Origin of the sequence: Streptomyces sp. NPDC048664 (genome assembly GCF_040650555.1) — a bacterium.
Classification (GTDB): domain Bacteria; phylum Actinomycetota; class Actinomycetes; order Streptomycetales; family Streptomycetaceae; genus Streptomyces.
The window spans coordinates 48,179-67,335 of record NZ_JBEZHK010000034.1 but is presented as its reverse complement, the minus strand read 5'-3'; the positions used below and the strand labels follow the sequence as shown (position 1 = coordinate 67,335).

At 72.8% G+C, this 19,157-nt stretch carries 19 protein-coding genes; 6 read left to right on the top strand and 13 right to left on the bottom strand.

Annotated features, from left to right (window positions below; all coding sequences use genetic code 11):
• Positions 1–4 precede the first annotated feature (4 nt).
• The 5 genes from AB0C59_RS29350 to AB0C59_RS29330 form a co-directional block, all read right to left on the bottom strand.
• Positions 5–1,402 carry a PASTA domain-containing protein gene (locus AB0C59_RS29350; RefSeq protein ID WP_363009877.1) on the bottom strand — a complete coding sequence of 466 codons (1,398 nt, stop codon included), beginning with the start codon at positions 1,400–1,402 and terminating at the stop codon, positions 5–7.
• Between the two features lie 136 nt (positions 1,403–1,538).
• On the bottom strand, positions 1,539–2,489 hold the full coding sequence (locus tag AB0C59_RS29345; protein WP_363009875.1) for a cytochrome c oxidase assembly protein: 951 nt from the start codon (positions 2,487–2,489) through the stop codon (positions 1,539–1,541).
• Positions 2,490–2,595: 106 nt separating this feature from the next.
• Positions 2,596–3,621, bottom strand: coding sequence for a 6-phosphofructokinase (locus tag AB0C59_RS29340; RefSeq protein ID WP_363009873.1), 1,026 nt, complete (start codon positions 3,619–3,621; stop codon positions 2,596–2,598).
• 186 nt (positions 3,622–3,807) lie between these two features.
• The gene (locus AB0C59_RS29335) at positions 3,808–4,536 is read right to left on the bottom strand and encodes a glutamine amidotransferase (protein ID WP_363009871.1); all 729 of its coding nucleotides are present in this window, start codon (positions 4,534–4,536) and stop codon (positions 3,808–3,810) included.
• Between the two features lie 25 nt (positions 4,537–4,561).
• Positions 4,562–5,800 (bottom strand): MurT ligase domain-containing protein, encoded by a 1,239-nt coding sequence (locus tag AB0C59_RS29330; RefSeq protein ID WP_363009869.1) that lies wholly within the window; start codon positions 5,798–5,800, stop codon positions 4,562–4,564.
• 154 nt (positions 5,801–5,954) lie between these two features.
• Here AB0C59_RS29330 and def point away from each other — a divergent pair, with 154 nt between their 5' ends.
• Positions 5,955–6,494, top strand: a complete 540-nt coding sequence (gene def / locus AB0C59_RS29325; RefSeq protein ID WP_363009867.1) for a peptide deformylase — start codon at positions 5,955–5,957, stop codon at positions 6,492–6,494.
• An 86-nt stretch (positions 6,495–6,580) separates the two neighbouring features.
• Here def and AB0C59_RS29320 read toward each other — a convergent pair whose 3' ends face one another.
• Entirely contained in the window at positions 6,581–7,222 is a 642-nt protein-coding gene (locus AB0C59_RS29320) for a TetR family transcriptional regulator (RefSeq protein WP_363009865.1), read from the bottom strand.
• Positions 7,223–7,422: 200 nt separating this feature from the next.
• Between AB0C59_RS29320 and AB0C59_RS29315 the strand changes: the two genes are divergently transcribed.
• On the top strand, positions 7,423–8,649 hold the full coding sequence (locus AB0C59_RS29315; protein WP_363009863.1) for an acyl-CoA dehydrogenase family protein: 1,227 nt from the start codon (positions 7,423–7,425) through the stop codon (positions 8,647–8,649).
• A gap of 25 nt (positions 8,650–8,674) precedes the next feature.
• Here AB0C59_RS29315 and AB0C59_RS29310 read toward each other — a convergent pair whose 3' ends face one another.
• The 7 genes from AB0C59_RS29310 to AB0C59_RS29280 all read right to left on the bottom strand — a co-directional run bounded on the left by AB0C59_RS29310 (position 8,675) and on the right by AB0C59_RS29280 (position 15,132).
• Positions 8,675–9,196 (bottom strand): cupin domain-containing protein, encoded by a 522-nt coding sequence (locus AB0C59_RS29310; RefSeq protein ID WP_363009861.1) that lies wholly within the window; start codon positions 9,194–9,196, stop codon positions 8,675–8,677.
• Between the two features lie 7 nt (positions 9,197–9,203).
• On the bottom strand, positions 9,204–10,067 hold the full coding sequence (locus AB0C59_RS29305; RefSeq protein ID WP_363009859.1) for a hypothetical protein: 864 nt from the start codon (positions 10,065–10,067) through the stop codon (positions 9,204–9,206).
• Between the two features lies 1 nt (position 10,068).
• Positions 10,069–11,247: a type III polyketide synthase gene (locus AB0C59_RS29300; RefSeq protein ID WP_363009857.1), complete on the bottom strand. Its 1,179-nt coding sequence runs from the start codon at positions 11,245–11,247 to the stop codon at positions 10,069–10,071.
• Between the two features lie 74 nt (positions 11,248–11,321).
• On the bottom strand, positions 11,322–11,552 hold the full coding sequence (locus tag AB0C59_RS29295; protein WP_363009855.1) for a DUF6213 family protein: 231 nt from the start codon (positions 11,550–11,552) through the stop codon (positions 11,322–11,324).
• A gap of 26 nt (positions 11,553–11,578) precedes the next feature.
• Positions 11,579–12,964 carry an NADP-dependent succinic semialdehyde dehydrogenase gene (locus AB0C59_RS29290; protein WP_363009853.1) on the bottom strand — a complete coding sequence of 462 codons (1,386 nt, stop codon included), beginning with the start codon at positions 12,962–12,964 and terminating at the stop codon, positions 11,579–11,581.
• Positions 12,965–13,108: 144 nt separating this feature from the next.
• Positions 13,109–13,597 (bottom strand): NUDIX domain-containing protein, encoded by a 489-nt coding sequence (locus tag AB0C59_RS29285; protein ID WP_363009851.1) that lies wholly within the window; start codon positions 13,595–13,597, stop codon positions 13,109–13,111.
• Positions 13,594–15,132 carry an ATP-dependent DNA ligase gene (locus tag AB0C59_RS29280; protein ID WP_363009903.1) on the bottom strand — a complete coding sequence of 513 codons (1,539 nt, stop codon included), beginning with the start codon at positions 15,130–15,132 and terminating at the stop codon, positions 13,594–13,596. The genes AB0C59_RS29285 and AB0C59_RS29280 overlap by 4 nt, the downstream gene beginning before the upstream one ends.
• Before the next feature lie 73 nt (positions 15,133–15,205).
• Between AB0C59_RS29280 and AB0C59_RS29275 the strand changes: the two genes are divergently transcribed.
• The 4 genes from AB0C59_RS29275 to AB0C59_RS29260 all read left to right on the top strand — a co-directional run bounded on the left by AB0C59_RS29275 (position 15,206) and on the right by AB0C59_RS29260 (position 19,151).
• On the top strand, positions 15,206–15,808 hold the full coding sequence (locus AB0C59_RS29275) for a cupin domain-containing protein (protein WP_363009849.1): 603 nt from the start codon (positions 15,206–15,208) through the stop codon (positions 15,806–15,808).
• A gap of 93 nt (positions 15,809–15,901) precedes the next feature.
• Positions 15,902–16,873 carry an NADPH:quinone oxidoreductase family protein gene (locus tag AB0C59_RS29270; RefSeq protein WP_363009847.1) on the top strand — a complete coding sequence of 324 codons (972 nt, stop codon included), beginning with the start codon at positions 15,902–15,904 and terminating at the stop codon, positions 16,871–16,873.
• Positions 16,870–18,054, top strand: a complete 1,185-nt coding sequence (locus AB0C59_RS29265) for an acyl-CoA dehydrogenase family protein (RefSeq protein ID WP_363009845.1) — start codon at positions 16,870–16,872, stop codon at positions 18,052–18,054. The genes AB0C59_RS29270 and AB0C59_RS29265 overlap by 4 nt, the downstream gene beginning before the upstream one ends.
• Positions 18,051–19,151 (top strand): acyl-CoA dehydrogenase family protein, encoded by a 1,101-nt coding sequence (locus AB0C59_RS29260; protein ID WP_363009843.1) that lies wholly within the window; start codon positions 18,051–18,053, stop codon positions 19,149–19,151. The genes AB0C59_RS29265 and AB0C59_RS29260 overlap by 4 nt, the downstream gene beginning before the upstream one ends.
• Positions 19,152–19,157: the final 6 nt, after the last annotated feature.

The window sequence follows — 19,157 nt, the reverse complement described above, 5'->3', positions numbered from 1 at the left end:
CGGGTCACTCCCCGTCGTACCAGGTGGTCGCCGCCGTCGGGACGTCCGCCGGGGGCGGGCCCGAAGGGAGGCGGTCGGCGGTGGGCGCCGGGGTGGTGCCCGGTGTGCTCGTGGCGGGGGTGCCGCCGGGCGCGGAGGGGCGGTCGCCGTCGAGGGAGGAGGCGTGCGCGCGGGACGACGGGCCGCCGGAGGACGGCTCGTCGCGGGAGGGGGGTGCGGAGGTGCCGGGAGCGGCTCCGCTCGGCGGCGGGGGAGAGCCCGGCGGCTGGGGAGATCCCGGTGGCTGGGGAGCGCCCGACGATGACGGCGGCGGCGACCCCGACGACCGGGGAGGGCTCGACGGCAGGGGCGGACCCGATGACGAGGGAGGGTCGGCCGGGGGCGCCGGGGAGCCGCCGCCGCGCCCCGGGCCGGTGGCGACCGGCCCGTGCGTCGCCGAGGTGGCCACCGACAAGGTGACATACCGTCCGAACCCGAGCGCGGTACCCGGTGCGGGATCCGTGCCGGTCACCAGAGCGTCGCCCGCCGGTGCCCCCTGGTCCATGCCCGGGTACGCGGCGGCGAGCCCCGCCGCCTCCAGCCGCCGCACGGCCTGGGCGAACCCCGTCCCCGTCACGTCCGGCACCCGGCGCCGCGCCCCCGCGTCGAAGGTCCTGTCCTTGCCGCCCTTCGTGCCCACGGGCCGGTCGATGCCCCGGTCGGGATCCTCGACATCGACCAGCGCGAGCCGGGTCAGCCGTGCGGGCGCGGGTCCGACCCGCACCACCGAGGCGCGGTCGTACCCGGGCCATTTCCTGTTGCCCTCGCGGAACATGACGGATATCCGGCCGCTGTCGCCCCGGAAGGGGCGCAGCGGATTACCGCACGAACACTTCACCGCGGGCTGCCCCCGCTGGTCCACCAATACCGCGATTCCGGCCTGGAGCACGGAGTCGAACGGAATTGCCCTGCCGTTCTTGTATTCGTGATTCTGTACGAGGGTGTCGTGACGCAGAACGACGGGAGTGAGCCGGTCCAGAAAGGCGGGGATCCGGGCGCGGGTGATTCCCTCGACCCGCGCCCAGGCCCTGGCCTTGGTGCCGTCGCGCGGGTCGGAGAGGAATTCCTTCAGCCGTTCGACGTCGCAGACGGTCGGCTCGCGGGAGCCGCCGTAGAGCCCGGGGGTGCTGCCGGCCTGGAGGCCGCCCGGGACTTCTCTTATCCGCACGGTGGTGTCCTGGCCGAGGCCGCCGCGCTCGTCGAAGAAGGGTGCGAGCGACGGGACTCCCGCGGCGACGGCCCGCACCGCCAGTGAGGGTGCGTTCCTGCCGCATCCGCCGAGGGCGAGCGCCGCGGCCAGCAGGAATCCGATCCTGAGAAGTGCCGGTTTTCCGGCGCGCCGCAGGAATGCGTGAGACGTCATCACCGTTCCCCCCGGTGGTCCCCCCGCGCCTGCCGAGTTCGGGCAGGGCGTCACGCATCAGGCTACCTAACAAGGGGTCATTTCATGCCACTCGTCATGGCTTGTAATGAAAGGGAATTCGGCGCCGTCGCGGAACTCAGCGGCCCTGTGCGTTGAGTGAGGCCAGATAGGCGTTGTAGGCCTCCAGCTCCTTGTCGCCGTCGCGGTCGGCGGCCCGGTCCGTGCGCCTGGCCTGCCGCTGCTCCGAGCCGTACCACTGGAAGAGCAGGGCCAGCAGCACCAGCACGGACGGGATCTCGCTGAACGCCCAGGCGATGCCGCCCGCCGCGGTCTGGTCGGCCAGCGCGTCGATGCCGAGCGAGGCCGGCGGGTGCGTGTAGGTGGCGATCATCGGCGTGGAGCCCATCATCAGCGCGATCCCGAAGAACGCGTGGAACGGCATGCCCGCGAACAGCTCCAGCATCCGCATCAGGTGTCCCGGGCGGTGCGGGCCCGGGTCGATGCCCATGATCGGCCAGAAGAACACCACGCCGACGGCGAGGAAGTGCACCATCATCGCGATGTGTCCGGCCCTGGACCCCATCAGGGTGTCGAAGAGGGGGCTGAAGTAGAGCCCGTACAGGCTCGCGATGAACAACGGGATCGTGAAGGCCGGGTGGGTGACGATCCGCATGTACCGGCTGTGCAGCAGCTTCAGCAGCAGTTCACGCGGCCCCGTGCGACCGCGGCCGGCGGTCGGCAGCGCGCGCAGCGCCAGCGTGATCGGTGCGCCGAGCAGGATCAGGATGGGGGACAGCATGCTGATCACCATGTGCTGCACCATGTGCACGCTGAACATGACCATGCCGTAGTCGTTCAGCCCGGTGCACATGACGAGCATCACGGTCAGCACGCCGACGACGAACGCGACGGTGCGGCCCACCGGCCACCTGTCGCCGCGGCGGACGAGCCGGACGACCCCCCATCCGTACAGTGCGAGCCCGGCCAGACAGGCGACGAGGAAGAACGGGTCCGCGGACCACTCCAGGCCCCGTGCCAGCGTGAACGGCGGCAGATCCATCGTCATGCCGTGCCCGCTGTGATCCATCCGCCGGCTCCTGTTTCGTGGGGGTTGTGTGCCGTCTGTCCGCACCAGACTAGAACCGCCCCCGGCCGCGATCGCGACCGGGGGCGGACTGCGGACCTCCGCGGCGCTACAGCACGCACTCCGCTTCCGCGTAGCGCTCCTCGGGCACGGTCTTCAGGCTCTCGACCGCCTCGGCCAGCGACACCATCACGATGTCGGTGCCGCGCAGCGCGGTCATCCGGCCGAACTCCCCACGGTGAACCGCCTCCACGGCGTGCCAGCCGAAGCGGGTGGCGAGCACCCTGTCGTAGGCCGTCGGCGTGCCGCCGCGCTGGACATGCCCGAGGATCACCGGACGTGCCTCCTTGCCCAGCCGCTGTTCGAGCTCCAGGGAGAGCTGCCGGGCGATCCCGGCGAAACGCTCGTGGCCGTAGACGTCCTTGCCGCCCTCGTCGAAGTCCATGGACCCCGGCCTCGGTTTGGCGCCTTCCGCGGCCACGACGATCGCGAACCGCTTGCCCGCCTCGAACCGCGCGCCGACCCGGGCCGTCAACTCGTCCATGTCGAAGGGGCGTTCCGGCACGACGATGGCGTGCGCGCCGGCCGCCATCCCGGAGTGCAGCGCGATCCAGCCGGTGTGGCGGCCCATGACCTCCACGATCAGCACCCGCTGATGGGACTCGGCGGTGGTCTTCAGCCGGTCGAGCGCCTCGGTGGCCACGCCCACGGCCGTGTCGAAGCCGAAGGTCACGTCCGTCACGGCGATGTCGTTGTCGATGGTCTTGGGCACGCCGACGATCGGCAGACCGCCGTCCGACAGCAGCCGGGCGGCCTTGAGCGTGCCCTCGCCGCCGATCGGGATGACCGCGTCGAGGCCGAGCTCCTCCACATGGCCGCGCGCCCGCTCCACGCCGTCCCGCAGATGCTCGGGCCGGACCCGGGAGGAGCCGAGGATGGTGCCGCCGCGAGCGAGGATGCCGCTCACCGCGTCGAGGTCGAGCTTGAGGTGGTCGCCCTCCAGGAGGCCCTTCCAGCCGTCCCGGAAGCCGATGACCTCGTCGCCGTGGTCCACCACGGCGCGGTGCACGACGGACCGGATGACGGCGTTCAGGCCGGGGCAGTCGCCGCCGGACGTGAGGACACCAATACGCATAGCCCGGAATACCTTCTCAACGTGGGCCGGTGACCGGACCACACCGTCCGGCTGTGTTCCCCACCACCCTACCGGCGCGCGAAGGCGCGCCAGTCGCCGAGTCCACCCACCGGACACCCCCGCTCACCTGCGCACATCCCCCATCAGACGGGCTGTGACCGCAGGTGCGCGAGGGGAGGTGCGAGGCTACGCCGGCTGCTGCGCCGAGGCGATCCGCTCGTTGCGCAGCGCCTCGTACCAGTGGTCGTCCACCGGCGGCAGCGCGTTGACGTCGAGCGCCAGCTTCAGCAGCAGATCGGCGATCTGCGGGTTGCGGGCCAGGACGGGCCCGTGCATGTACGTACCGAACACGGTGTCGTTGTACGCGCCCTCCGTGCCGTCGCCCGTCCCGTTCCCCTTGCCGAGCCGCACCTGCGCGAACGGCCGGGCGGTGGGCCCCAGGTGGGTCACGCCCTGGTGGTTCTCGAACCCGGTCAGCGGGGGCAGCCCGAGGCGCGGGTCGATGTCCCCGAGGACGTCTCCCACGCACCGCTCGCCCTCGCCGCGCACCGACACCACGTCGATCAGGCCGAGGCCCGGCTCGCGCTGCCCGAGGTCGTTGATGAACTCGTGGCCGAGGATCTGGTAGCCGGCGCAGACCGAGAAGACGATCGCGCCGTTCTCCACGGCCCGGTACAGGCCACCGTCGCGCCGCAGCCGCTCGGCCGCGAGCCGCTGCGGACGGTCCTCGCCGCCGCCGATCAGATAGATGTCCCCGGAGGTGGGGATCGGCTGGTCGCTGCGTACGTCCAGACGGGCCACGTCGAGACCGCGCTGCCGGGCGCGCCGCTCGACGACGAGCGCGTTGCCCTGGTCGCCGTAGGTGCTCAGCAGGTCCGGGTAGATCCACACCAGACGCAGGCTGTTGTCACTCATCGATGATCCTCCTTCGTCTTGGTGGTCAGTTGCCGACGCGGCGGCGCAGGTCCTGGAACGCGGTGTAGTTCGCGATGACCTCGATCCGGCCCGGCGGCGCGAGCTGGACGGCCTGGTCGAGGTCGTCGCAGACCTGGAAGGACTGGTTCGCGACCTCCAGGCGCACGGCCAGGTCCAGCTTCCGGTCCCCGATCACGAAGATCGGGTGGCCGGTCAGCCGGGTGTAGTCGACGTCCCACAGCCAGGAGGTGTCGGTGCCGTCCGCGCCGCGCGCGTTCACGGAGAGGATCACCGGGGTCGGCGGCGGGTCGATCAGCGAGAACGTCTCCAGCCAGCCGGCCGGGTTCTTGGCCAGGAGGAGGCGCAGGTCGCGGCCCTGGAACTGGACGACGTCGTAGCGCCCGGCCACCGCCTGCACGTGGTACATGCGTTCCAGGGCGACCTGCGGGGGCACGCCGAAGACGGCGGCGACCGCGGCCGAGGAGGCCGCGTTGGCCTTGTTGGCGCGGCCCGGCAGCTGGAGGTGGATCGGCCAGGCGGAGCCGTGCGGGTCCAGCACGTGGTCGCCGGACAGGGCCCAGGACGGGGTGGGCCGGCGGAAGCCGCAGTCCCCGCAGTACCAGTCGTCGCCGGGGCGCTGCATGACGCCGCCGCAGGACGGGCACGACCAGGCGTCGTCCTTCCACATCTGCCCGGCGGCGACCCAGATGACGTTGGGGGAGGACGAGGCCGCCCACACCACCAGCGGGTCGTCCGCGTTGGCGACGACGACCGACTTGGAACCGGCCAGGCCCTCCCGCCAGTTCTCCGCGAGCATGCGGGTCTCCGCGGCGCGGTCGAGCTGGTCGCGGGAGAGGTTGAGCAGGGCGATGCACTTCGGGTCGGTGTCGCGGGCGACGCCGGCCAGGTACTTCTCGTCCACCTCTATCACCGCGAACCGGGAGTCCGAGCCGCCGGCCAGCGCCGAGGTGATGCCCGCCGGCATGTTGGCGCCGAGCGCGTTGGAGACGACCGGGCCCGCCGCGCGCAGTGCCTCGGCGATGAGGCGGGTGGTCGTGGTCTTGCCGTTGGTCGCGGAGACCAGGACGACGTCCAGGTTCTGGGCGAGCCGGGCGAGGAGGTCGGGGTCGAGCCGGAGCGCGACTTTGCCGCCGATGACCGATCCGCTTCCGCGCCCCGCGGCACGCGATGCCGCGGCGACCGCCTTGCCCGCGGTCACGGCCAGCTTGGCCCGCGGCGTCAGCGGGTCCGAGTTGCCTGTCATCAGTCCTCGATCCTCCTTGCGTACGGCGCCGCGCGCTGTCCCGGCAACGTGTGGACCTCAGCCTATCGAGATCCGTTCGCACACCCGAACCGCGGCACCCCCCCCACCGCCCGCGTGGCATCGGGGCGGCATCCAGGACCGTACCCTTGCCGCCATGCGAAACGGCTCCATCCCCGGCTCCCGAGGGCGCGTGAGGCCCGTCACCCTGCTCGGCGACGGCGTCCTGCGCACGCCCTGTGCGGAGGTCACCGGGTTCGGGCCCGAACTGGCGGAACTGGTCGAGGACATGTTCGCCACCATGTACGCCGCCCAGGGCGTGGGCCTGGCGGCGAACCAGATCGGGGAGCCGCTGCGGGTGTTCGTGTACGACTGCCCGGACGACGACGATGTCCGCCATGTCGGGCATGTGGTGAACCCGAGGCTCGTCGAGGCGGACGGGGTGGTGCTGCGCGGCCCCGAGGGCTGCCTTTCCCTGCCGGGGCTGGAGGCGGGCACGGAGCGCTACGACCACGCGGTGGTCGAGGGCTTCACGGCGATGGGCGAGCCCGTCACGGTTCACGGGACCGGGTGGTTCGCCCGCTGCCTCCAGCACGAGTGCGACCACCTGGACGGGCGACTGTACGTGGACCGCGTGGGCGGCTGGCGCCACCGCCGGGTGATGCGGCAGGCGGCCCGGGCGCCCTGGAGCGGCTGAGCGGCCGCGCCCGCCGACAGGCCCGGCCGACCGCGTCGCGCGCCGGCCGTGTCGTGCGCCGGCCGGGGTCGCCGGGCGTCCGGCGGTCAGAAGCCGGGTCCGCCGACCCGGTCCCCGGCGGCGGCCAGCCGGCCCCACAGCAGATCGGCCAGGCTGTGCACCAGCTCCGTCCGGGAGCAGGGCCGCTCGCCCAGCCACCAGTCGCCCGCCGCGTGCATCATCCCGACGACGCCGTGCCCCCATATCCGGGCGAGCTGGTGGGTGCCCGGCCCGAGGTCCAGCCGCTCCTCGATGACCTGGCCCAGCTCCTCGCCCATGCGCCGCAGTACCGGGATGGAGTGGCGGCCGTCGAAGCCCTGGTCGCTCTGGGAGCCGCCCTCCTCCGGATGCATCAGGAAGCGGTAGACCTGGGGCCGGGCCTCGATGGCCGCGAGATAGGTGTCCAGTGTCGCCTCGACCCGCTCCCGCCGGTCGGACGGGGCGTCCAGCGCCGCTCGCAGCGAGGCGAGCAGGGCGTCCGTGTGGCGCTGGGCGAGCGCGGCGTACAGCCCGCCCTTGTCGCCGAAGTGGCGGTAGAGGATCGGCTTGGTGATGCCCGCCTCGGCGGCGATGGCGTTCATCGAGGCCTTGGGGCCCTCGCGCAGCACCACTCGGTCGGCGGCTTCCAGAAGTTCTCGCCGTCGGCGTTCGGCGGACCGCTGCTGATCGGTCCGCTGTGTGGTGTCCATGGTCTCTCCCCACCCGTGCTGTATCTGGTGACGCCTGCGCAAACTAACACTGAAACGCGGGCCGGGATCGAACGAGCTGCCGACCGCGGAGCCACACGTTCCGCCGCGACCCGGCCCGCCGTCGGGAGTTGACTTTCCTACTGGCGAGTAACAGACTGAAGTTACCGCAAGTAACATGCTAGCGCAGTGCTGGAGGGGACATGGCCGAGTTCACCATGGAGCTCAACGACGAACAGAAGGAGGTCCGGGACTGGCTGCACGGCTTCGCCGCCGACGTCATCCGCCCCGCGGCCGCCGAATGGGACGAGCGTGAGGAGACTCCCTGGCCGGTCATCCAGGAGGCCGCCAAGGTCGGCATCTACTCCCTCGACTTCTACGCCCAGCAGTACTTCGACCCCACCGGGCTCGGCATCCCGACGGCCATGGAGGAGCTGTTCTGGGGCGACGCGGGCATCGCGCTGTCCATCGTGGGCACCGGCCTCGCCGCCGTGGGCGTCCTCGCCAACGGGACCGAGGAGCAGATCGGCACCTGGATCCCCCAGATGTACGGCGACGTCGACGACGTGAAGGTGGCCGCCTTCTGCTCGTCCGAGCCCGACGCCGGCTCCGACGTGGCCTCGATGCGCACGCGCGCCGTGTACGACGAGGCCAAGGACGAGTGGGTGCTGAGCGGCACCAAGACCTGGGCGACCAACGGCGGCATCGCCAACGTCCATGTCGTGGTCGCGGTCGTGGACCCGGAGCTGGGCTCGAAGGGCCACGCCTCCTTCATCGTCCCGCCGGGCACCCCGGGCCTGGCCCAGGGCCAGAAGTTCAAGAAGCACGGCATCCGCGCCTCGCACACCGCCGAGGTGATCCTCGACGACGTCCGGGTGCCCGGCTCCTGCCTGCTCGGCGGCAAGGAGAAGCTGGACGAGCGGCTCGCCCGCGCCCGCGAGAGGGCGAAGGCGGGCGGGGAGCGCGTCAAGAACGCGGCCATGGCCACGTTCGAGGCGTCCCGCCCGGCCGTGGGCGCGATGGCGGTGGGCACGGCCCGCGCCGCCTACGAGGTGGCCCTCGACTACGCCCGCACGCGCGAGCAGTTCGGGCGCCCGATCATCGACAACCAGGGTGTCGCCTTCCAGCTCGCGGACATGCGGACCCAGATCGACGCCGCGCGGCTGCTGGTGTGGCGGGCCTCGTGGATGGCCGTGAACGGCAAGCCGTTCACGGCGGCCGAGGGCTCCATGTCCAAGCTGTTCGCCAGCGAGACGGCGAAGAAGGTCACGGCCCAGGCCATCCAGATCCTGGGCGGCAACGGCTACACGCGGGAGTACCCGGTGGAGCGGATGCACCGCGACAGCGCCATCTACACGATCTTCGAGGGCACGAGCGAGGTCCAGCGGCTGGTGATCGCGCGTACCCTCGCCGGGATGCCCATCCGCTGACCGGGTCCTGGGCGCGCCGGGCGGCTCAGCGGTGCTGGAGCGGGGTGAGCTGCTCGATGTCGTACCGTCGGCGCAGCGCCTCGATCGCCGCCCGGTCCGGCGGCCCCCCGCCGCCCAGGATGTCCAGGAGCTCCTCGAAGTAGCGCTCGTGGTCGGGCGGCGGGGAGGCCTGGAAGAACACCTTCGCGGGGTCCTCGGTCGGGTTGGCGAAGGCGTGCGGGCAGCCGGGCGGCACGACGATGACGGTGCCCGGCGTGGCCCGCACCACCCGGTTGCCCGAACTCGACTCCCACTTCTGCCAGTTGTCGGGGGTCCGCACCAGCGGCTCGAAGGCGAGCACGTCCAGCTCGCCCTCCAGCACGTAGAACAACTCCTCGCTGCGGGTGTGCACATGGGCGCCCACGTCGAACCCAGGCGGCACGATCACCTCGAACGTGGACGCAGCCCGCGAGTGCGAGCCCGTGACCTTGAACGTCACGTGCTGGGCAGGGGTCCGCACCACCCGGCCGTGCCCCGGTGGCACCAGGAGTCCCTCCGTCGCCGTCATCGCCCGCTCACCACGCCACCGGCAGCGCCTCGGGCCCGCGCAGGAACGCGCCCGCGCGAAGCCGCACCTGGTCCGGGGGCACCACGAGCCGCAGGGCCGGCACCCGGTCCAGCAGGGCGTCCACGACGAGAACGGCGGTGGCGCCCGCGAGGCCGCCCGGATCGGGGCGCAGGATGCGGCCCAGCAACTCGCCGACGGCCCGGGCCCTGCGCTCCGGCTCGGCCGCCCGCAGCCGGTCGGCCAGCTCCGGACGGGTCAGCAGCACATGGAACAGCTGTCCGATCCCCTCCGCGAGCGCCTCGCCGCCCAGCTGCAGGAGCACGCACAGCCCCACCGCCTCGTCCGGCGCGACCTCGCCCCGGCCGACCGCCGCGCCGAGCAGCGAGGTGACGTCCTGCCCGCCGCTTCCCTCACGCAGGCCGACGAGAGCGGCGAAGTACGTGCTCATCTCCTCCGCCGCGCGCTCACCGACCCGGGAGCCCGGCGGGGAGGACAGCGCGAGGTGGGTCCAGCTGTGCGTGTTCTGCCGGTCGGCGGCCGGGACGCCCATCAGCTCGCAGACGACGGCGAGGGTGAAGGGCCGCACCACACTCGCGAGCAGGTCCGCGGGCGGCCCGTCCTGGAGCAGTTCGTCGACGAGCTCGCCGAGCATCCAGCGGGCGCGCTCGCGCACCCGGTCGGCGGCCGGCGCCGTGAAGGCGGGGGCGACCGCGCGGTGCAGCGCCGCACCGGCCGGATCCGCCGGGTCGCCCGCCTCGCCGCGCGGGACGAGACGGGGGGCTGCTCGGGCCACCGGCCCGTCCTCGCGCGCCAGTTCGGCAAGCGCCGATCCGAGTCCGGCGTCGGCAGGGGTGATCGTCTGTTCGCTCATCTCATCTGCTTCCGTTGCCGGAGATGTGCCAGCGGCCCAGAGCCATCTCCGCGGTGATGCCCGGCCCGAACCCGGCCAGCAGCCCGCGCGCCGTGTGCTCGGCGCCCCCCGCCTCGAACAGCCGGCGCAGCGCGTCCAGGACGACGGCGCTCGCGATGTTGCCGTACTCGGTGAGCGTGGCCCGGCTGAAGCGGAAGGCCTCCGGCGGCACCCGCAGGAACTTGCTCAGGTCGTCCAGGATCCGCGGGCCGCCCGCGTGGATGATGTAGAAGTCGAGGTCGGAGGCGTCCCAGCCGTGCTTGCCCGCCAGCTCCTTCAACGCGGGGGCGAGTGGTTCCATGGTGGTCGGCACCCGCTTGTCCAGCAGGAAGTGGAAGCCGGTGGCCCGGACGTCGTACGCGATCCACTCCTCGGTCTTGGGGATCAGGTACGAGCCGTTGCGCTCCAGCTTGATGCCGGTCCCGCCCCTGCCCCGGACGACCGCCGCGGCGACACCGTCGCCGAACAGGCCGTTGGAGAGCAGCGATCCGACGCCGAGGTCCGTGGGCTGGTAGCACAGCGAACAGAACTCGCAGGCCACGACCAGCGCGTTGGCGTCGGGGTAGGCGGTGCAGAAGTCGTGCGCCCGGTTGATGGCAGCGCCGCCCGCGGCACAGCCCAACTGGGCTATGGGTATCTGGCGGGTGTCGGTGCTGAAGGCCATCGAGTTGATCAGCCAGGCCGTGAGCGAGGGCATCATGAACCCGGTGCACGACACGTAGATGATCACGTCGATGTCGGTGGTGAGCAGTTCGGCGTCGTCCAGCGCCCGCTGCACGACCGCGGGCACACGGGCCTTCGCCTCGGCCTCGTAGAGGTTGTTGCGCTCCTCGAAGCCGGGGTGCTTCAGCGTCTCCTCGATGGGCTGCACGATGTGCCGGGTCCTGACCCCGGTGTTCTCGATCAGCCGCAGGGCCAGCGGGAGTTGGGGGTGGTCCGGGTGATGGGCACGCGCCAGTTCGAGCGTGTCCTCCATCGTGATCACATGTTCCGGAACGGAGACCGCGGGTCTGCACAGAGTCGCCATGGAGCGCGCCTTCTTTCGCCTTGGCGGGGAACCTCCGTCCCCGGCGGGTGCCCACCCACGATCACCCGCCGGGCCGCGGATATCGCGCCGACGTACTCCACTCCAGCGAATCACGCGGAGTGACCGCCGCCCCGATCAGGGGCGCGACAGCCGCGCGAGGTCCCACCCCGCACCGGCGGGGGCGCCGCTCAGCGGGACGAGCTGTGCGCGATGCACGCCACGTCGATGCGGTCCGCCAGCTTCGCCAGCTCGATCGTGAGCGCGGCCACCGTGTCCTCGTCCAGTCCGCCCTCCCCGGCCTCCACCAGCCGCACCCACCGTCCCCCCAGCGTGCGCAGCAGTTTGCTCACATCCGCGGCGGACACCTGCAACGTGCCGTGGTGGTCGACGATCAGGGGCAGGGTCACTTCGCGGTTCATACCGAGGGATCGTAATCGCGGAACGCTCACGCGCCGTGCCACACGGTGGTGATGTTGCAGAACTCGCGGATTCCGTGTCCCGACAGCTCACGGCCGTAGCCCGACCGCTTGACCCCGCCGAACGGGAGTCCGGGATGAGAAGCCGTCATCCCGTTGATGTACACGGCCCCGGCCTCCAGATCCCGTACGAAACGGTCCACCTCGACCCCGTTGTGCGTCCACACGTTCGAGCTGAGCCCGAACGGGCTGTCGTTCGCGATCGCCACGGCCTCGTCCAGATCCGCCACGCGATACAGCGTGGCGACGGGCCCGAACGCCTCCTCGTGGTGGATGCGCATCCGCGGCGACACGTCGGCGAGGACCGTCGGCGGATAGAACCAGCCGGGCCCCTCGGGCCGCGCACCACCGCACAGCACCGTCGCGCCGCCCGCCACCGCGTCGTCCACCAGCTCCTCCACGTCGGCGCGCCCCTGCTCGGTGGAGAGCGGTCCGACATCGGTGTCCTCGTCCTGCGGGTCGCCGGTCCGCAGCGCCCTCATCCCCGCCGTGAACCGCTCGGCGAACGCCTCGAACACGTCCGTGTGCACGATGAACCGCTTGGCGGCGATGCACGACTGCCCGTTGTTCTGCACCCGCGCGGTCACCGCGACCTCGGCGGCCCGTTCGACGTCCGCGGACGGCATCACGACGAACGGGTCGCTGCCGCCCAGTTCGAGGACCGTCTTCTTGATCTCGTCCCCGGCGACCGAGGCCACCGCACGGCCCGCGGGCTCGCTCCCGGTGAGCGTCGCCGCCTTGATCCGGGGGTCGCGCAGGACCCCCTCGACCGCGCCGGAGCCGATCAGCAGGGTCTGGAAGCAGCCCTCGGGAAAGCCCGCGTTGCGGAACAGGTCCTCCAGGTACAGCGCGGTCCGCGGCACGTTCGAGGCGTGCTTGAGCAGCCCCACGTTCCCCGCCATCAGCGCGGGCGCCGCGAACCTGATCACCTGCCACAGCGGGAAGTTCCACGGCATCACGGCGAGCACCGGACCCAGCGGCCGGTAGCGCACCAGCGCCCAGGCGGCACCCGAGTCCGCCACGTCCCGCTCGGCGGGCTCCTCGTCCGCGAGCAGCTCCTCGGCGTGCTCGGCGTACCAGCGCATCGCCTTGGCGCACTTGAGCGCCTCGGCCCGGGCCTGCTTGACGGGCTTGCCCATCTCGGTGGTCATCACCCGGGCGATCTCGGGCGCGTCCGCGTCGAGCAGGTCGGCGGCCCTGCGCATGCGCAGCGCCCGTTCGGCGAACGTGGTCGTGCGGTGGTGGCGGAACGCGGCGTCGGCGACGGCGAGCCTGCGCTCGATCTCCTCCTCGCCCATCGGGTCGTACGTCTCGAGCGTCTGGCCGGTCGCCGGGTCGACGGTGGCGATGGGCATGGCTGACCTCCGGGGGACTGGGCCTGTTCCGACCTTCGCGGGCCCCGGTGGCCACCGCAACACGACCGCCGCGCGCCGCGCCGCCCGCCGGACCCGCCCGCTGGGCCCGCGTGTCGGCGCTGACGACCGGGCGGACGATCCCGTTCAGCCCGCCGGGCCGGCCTGTCGGGCGTGCTCCGCCAGCCGGTCGAGGAACTCCCGCTGCGCCGTCACGATCAGCTCGCGGGCCCGGCCCAGGCCGAACCACCCGACCCGGTCCAGTTCGGGGAACTCCCGCGTCCGCCCCGACCTCGGGGGCCACTCCATGGTGAAGGTGCCCGGCACGACCGCGGCCGGGTCGAGGTCCGCCTCGACGGCCCAGGCCGTGACCGTCTTGCCGCCCGTCTGCCGCACCTCGCCGAGCGCGACGGCCCGGCCCGGGGGCGGCGGCAGCCCCAGCTCCTCCCGGAACTCACGGCGCGCGGCGTCCCAGGGTGTCTCCTCGGCGCCGTACTCGCCCTTGGGCACGGTCCACGCCCCGCTGTCGCGCCCGGCGAAGAACGGACCGCCCATGTGCCCGAGCAGGACCTCCGGGCCGTGACCGGTGCGCCGGAACAGCAGCAGACCGGCGCTGCGCCGGCTCCGCCCGCTCACGGCGAGATTCCGGGGTGCGCGGCCAGCAGCGCCTCCACGGTGTCGGCCTCCCGCGGAGTCTTGTCCTCCCGGTAGCGCACGACCCGGGCGAACCTCAGCGTCACACCCGCCGGGTAGCGGGTCGAGCGTTGCAGCCCGTCGTAGGCGATCTCGACGACGAGTTCGGGGCGTACGGTCACCACATGGCCGTCGTCGTGCACGGCCAGCGCGGTGAGCCGCTCGGTCTGCCACGCGAGCATCGCGTCCGTCATGCCCTTGAACGTCTTGCCGAGCATCGCGAGGGACCCGTCCGCCGCCGGCGCGCCCAGATGCAGGTTGGACAGCCTGCCGCTGCGGCGCCCATGGCCCCACTCGGCCGCCAGCACCACCAGGTCCAGGGTGTGCACGGGCTTGACCTTGAGCCAGCCGGCGCCGCGCCGGCCCGCGCTGTAGGGGGCGTCGAGGGCCTTGACCACCACACCCTCATGGCCCCGCTCCAGGGTCCGGGCCAGAAAGTCCTCCGCGGCGGCCACCTGCGCCGGACCGTCCACGACCAGGCGCCGTACCCGCATCGGTTCCGGGACCAGCCGGGCCAGCTCGGCGTGGCGGTCCGCGAAGGCCAGATCGAGCAGGTCGCGGCCGTCCACGGACAGCGCGTCGAAGAACACGGGGGACACGGGGACGGCCGCGGCGGCCGTCGGCACGTCCAGGCGGGAACCGACACGCCCGGCGGTCTCCTGGAACGAGCGCGGGCGCCCCCGCTCGTCCAGGGCGATGACCTCGCCGTCCAGGATGAACCGCTCGCCCGCCAGAGCCAGGGCGGCCGAGGCCACCTCCGGCAGCCGCCCGGTGATGTCGTCCAGGGTGCGGGTGTGCACGCGCACCTCGTCGCCGTCCCGGTGCACCTGGACCCGGACGCCGTCGAGCTTCTCCTCCACGGCGCAGGCGCCCAGCCGTTCGACCGCCTCGGGGACCGAGGACGCGCTCCGGGCGAGCATCGGCTGGACCGGGCGGCCCACCGTGAGCCGGAACTCCGCGAGGGCCGCGGGGCCGTCGCGGAGCAGGGCCCGCGCCACCGCCTGGAGCGAGCCCGCGAGCATCACGGCCCGCCGTACGTGCCCGGGGTCGGCGCCCGTCGCCTCGGCCAGCCCCTCGGCGGCGAGGGCGTCGAGGGCGCCCTGGCGCACCTCGCCGGTGAGCAGGCCCGTCAGGTAGCGCTGCTCGTCCTCGGTGGCCGCCGCCATGAGCGCTTCCACCAGCCGTCCCCGTTCGGCCTGGGAGCCGGTTCCGGTGACGGCGCCGATCCGGGTGAGCAGGGCGTCGACCTCGCGCACCGTGAGGGCGGGCTCGTCCGCGGGTTCCACCCGCCGGCCGAGCAGCTTCCAGCCGAGGCCGAGGCGTCCCTGCGGCAACCGCCCGGCCAGGTAGGGGATGACGACGGGGACGTCGTCCGCCTCGGCGGCCCGGAACAGCTCGGCGAGCAGCGTGATCTTCCTGGATCGCGCCGACGTGGCGGCGACCTCCCGGGACACTCGGGCGAGCCGGCTCAGCAGCATGCCCTCCACGCTACGACGGTGGTCCGTACCGTGCGAGATTGACAAAGCGGGTTGCCGGATCTGCAATGCGGTCATGAGTGCGGACAGCGGTGTCGACAGCGGCACGGACGAGGTGCTGGCAGGTGTGGGCCCCCGGCTGCGCCGCCTGCGCAAGGAGCGGGAGGTGACGCTCGCCGGGCTGTCCGAGGCCACCGGCATCTCCGTCAGCACCCTCTCGCGCCTGGAGTCCGGCCTGCGCAGACCGAGCCTGGAACTGCTGCTGCCGATCGCGCGCGCCCACCAGGTGCCGCTTGACGAACTGGTCGGCGCCCCGCCGGTCGGCGACCCGCGGGTGCGTGCCGAACCGGTGGTGCGCGAGGGGCGCACGCACTGGCCGCTCACCCGTCAGCCCGGTGGGCTGCAGGCCTTCAAGGTCCTCGAACCGAGGCGCAGGCTGGAGCCGGATCCCCGCACGCACGAGGGCTACGAATGGCTGTACGTCCTGTCCGGGCGGCTGCGGCTGGTGCTGGGCGAGCACGACGTGGTGCTGGGCGCGGGGGAGGCGGCCGAGTTCGACACCCGTGTCCCGCACTGGTTCGGCTCGACGGGTGAGGGGCCGGTGGAGTTCCTCAGCCTGTTCGGACCCCAGGGCGAACGGATGCACGTGCGGGCGCGACCCCGCCCGCGACACGCGTGACGGCCCCGGCGGGTCCCGCCTGTTCCCTGATGAGCAAGCGACCGCTTAGTATGCGAGGGATTCCGGTCTGACGACGCCTGGAGGGCCCCCGCGATGCAGGCATGGCAAGTGCACGAGAACGGCGAGCCGAACGACGTGATGCGGCTGAGGGAGGTGGACCGGCCCACGCCCGCGGCGGGTCAGGTCCTGCTCAGGGTGCGCGCCGCGAACATCAACTTCCCCGACGCCCTGCTGTGCCGCGGCCAGTACCAGATCCGGCCCCCGCTGCCCTTCACCCCCGGTGTGGAGGTCTGCGGCGAGACCGAGGACGGACGCCGGGTCATCGCCAACCCCGCACTGCCGTACGGCGGTTTCGCCGAGTACACCGTCGCCGACGCCGCGGCCGTGCTGCCGGCGCCGGACTCGCTGGACGACGCCGAGGCCGCCGCCCTGCACATCGGCTACCAGACCGGCTGGTTCGGCCTGCACCGGCGAGCCGGACTCCAGGCGGGCGAGACGCTGCTCGTGCACGCCGCCGCCGGTGGCGTGGGCAGCGCGGCCGTCCAGCTGGGCAAGGCGGCGGGCGCCGCCGTCATCGGCGTCGTCGGCGGCGCCGAGAAGGCCGCCGTGGCACGCAGGCTCGGCTGCGACGTCGTGGTCGACCGGCGGGCGCAGGACGTCGTCGCCACCGTGAAGGAGGCCACCGGCGGCCGGGGAGTGGACGTCGTGTACGACCCGGTCGGCGGTGAGGCGTACACCCAGTCCACGAAGGTCGTCGCCTTCGAGGGCCGGATCGTCGTGGTCGGCTTCGCCGGCGGCACCATCCCCAGCCCGGCGCTCAACCACGCCCTCGTCAAGAACTACTCGATCCTCGGTCTGCACTGGGGCCTGTACAACACCAGGAACCCGAAGCTGATCGAGCACTGCCACGAGCAGCTCACCGCACTCGCGGCCACGGGCGCCGTCAAGCCCCTCGTCAGCGAGCGCGTGCCGCTCGACGAGGCCGCCGCAGCGGTCCAGCGCGTGGCCGACGGCAGGAGCACCGGCAGGATCGCGATCGTCCCCCAGGACGGAGCCAGGGCATGACCGACACCACCGAACTCCTCCGACTCACACGCGAGTTGCTGGCGGCGCACCCGCCCGCCACCACCGAGCGCCAGGACTTCCTGCGCGCCCGCTTCGACGCCGGGCTCGCCTGGGTGCACTACCCGCCCGGCCTCGGCGGCCTCGGCGCCCCCCGCTCGCTCCAGGCGGTCGTGGACGCGGAACTCCAGGCCGCGGGCGCCCCGGACAACGATCCGCGGCGTATCGGCATCGGCCTGGGCATGGCCGCGCCGACGATCCTCCAGTACGGCACCCAGGAGCAGAAGGAGCGCTATCTCAGGCCCCTGTGGCTGGGCGAGGAGGTGTGGTGCCAGCTGTTCAGCGAGCCGGGCGCGGGCTCCGACCTCGCCGCCCTGCGCACCCGCGCCGTGCGCGACGAGACGGGCGACTGGGTGGTCGACGGCCAGAAGGTGTGGACCTCCAGCGCCCATGTCGCCCGCTGGGCCATCCTCATCGCCCGCACCGACCCGGACGTGCCCAAGCACCAGGGCATCACCTACTTCATCTGCGACATGACCGACCCCGGCGTCGAGGTGCGGCCCCTGCGGCAGATCACCGGGGAGGCGGAGTTCAACGAGGTCTTCCTCACCGGTGTCCGCGTCCCCGACTCCCGCCGCCTCGGCGAGGTCGGCGACGGCTGGCGCGTCGCGCAGACCACCCTGATGAACGAGCGCGTGTCCATCGGCGGCATGCGCCTGCCGCGCGAAGGCGGCATGATCGGCCCGGTCGCCAGGACCTGGCGCGAACGCCCCGACCTGCGCACGCACGAACTGCACCAGCGGCTGCTGACGTTGTGGGTCGAGGCCGAGGTCGCCCGGCTCACCGGCGAGCGGCTGCGCCAGCAGCTGGTGGCCGGCCAGCCGGGTCCTGAGGGCTCCGGTGCGAAGCTCGCCTTCGCCCGTCTCAACCAGGAGATCAGCGGCCTCGAGGTCGAACTCCTCGCCGAGGAGGGGCTGTCGTACGACGACTGGACGATGCGCCGACCCGAACTCGTCGACTTCACCGGCCGTGACGCCGGATACCGCTACCTGCGCTCCAAGGGCAACAGCATCGAGGGCGGGACCAGCGAGGTCCTGCTGAACATCGTCGCCGAACGCGTCCTCGGGCTGCCCGCCGAGCCGCGCACCGACAAGGACGTCGCCTGGAAGGACCTGGCCCGATGACCGATCTGCTCTACTCGCCGGAGGAGGAGGCGCTGCGCACGGCGGTCCGGGGGCTCCTCGCCGACCACTGCGGTCCCGCGGACGTCCTCGCCCGCGTCGAGTCGGACACCCCGCGGGACCCCTCGCTGTGGAAGACACTCGCCACCGACATGGGACTCGCCGGACTCCTCGTGCCCGAGGCCCTCGGCGGTCAGGGCGCCTCGCATCGTGAAGCGGCCGTCGTCCTGGAGGAGCTGGGGCGAGCGGTCGCGCCGGTGCCGTATCTGACCAGCGCCGTCGTGGCGACCGAGGCCCTGCTCGCCTGCCCGGGCGAGGAGGCGGCGGCGCTGCTGGGCGAACTCGCCGCCGGCCGGACGGTCGCCGCGCTCGCGGTCGGCCTGGCGGACCGGCCCGACGGGCCGCACACGCTCGTACGGTCGCGGCAGGGCACCCTGCACGGCCGGGTGACCGCCGTGGCGGACGCCGCCCACGCCGACGTGCTGCTGGTCCCCGCCGAGGACGGCGGGCTGTACGCCGTGTCCACCTCCGACACGGACACGGTGACCCTCACCCCGCAGACCTCCCTCGACCTGACCCGGCCGCTGGCCACGGTCGATCTGGACGGGGCGACCGGGCGCCGCCTCACCGACGACGCGCCGACCGCCGTACGACGCGCCCTGCGCGCGGGGGCCGGGCTGCTGGCCTCCGAGCAACTCGGCGTCGCCGACTGGTGCCTGACCGAGACGGTGCGCTATCTGAAGGAGCGCAGGCAGTTCAACCGGCCCGTCGGCGGGTTCCAGGCGCTCAAGCACCGGCTGGCCCAACTGTGGCTCGAGGTGGTCAACCTGCGGGCCGCGGCTCGCAACGCCGCCGACGCGCTCGCCACCGGCAGCGAGGACACGGACGTCGCGGTCGCGGTGGCCGAGGCGTACGCGGCGCCCGTCGCCGTCCATGTCGCCGAGGAGTGCCTCCAGTTGCACGGCGGGATCGGCATGACCTGGGAGCACCCGGTCCACCTGTACCTGAAGCGGGCGAAGGCGGACTCGATCGCGTACGGGACCGCGGGCGCCCACCGCGAGGCCCTGAGCACGCTCGTCGGTCTGGAACCACCCGCCTGATCCGGG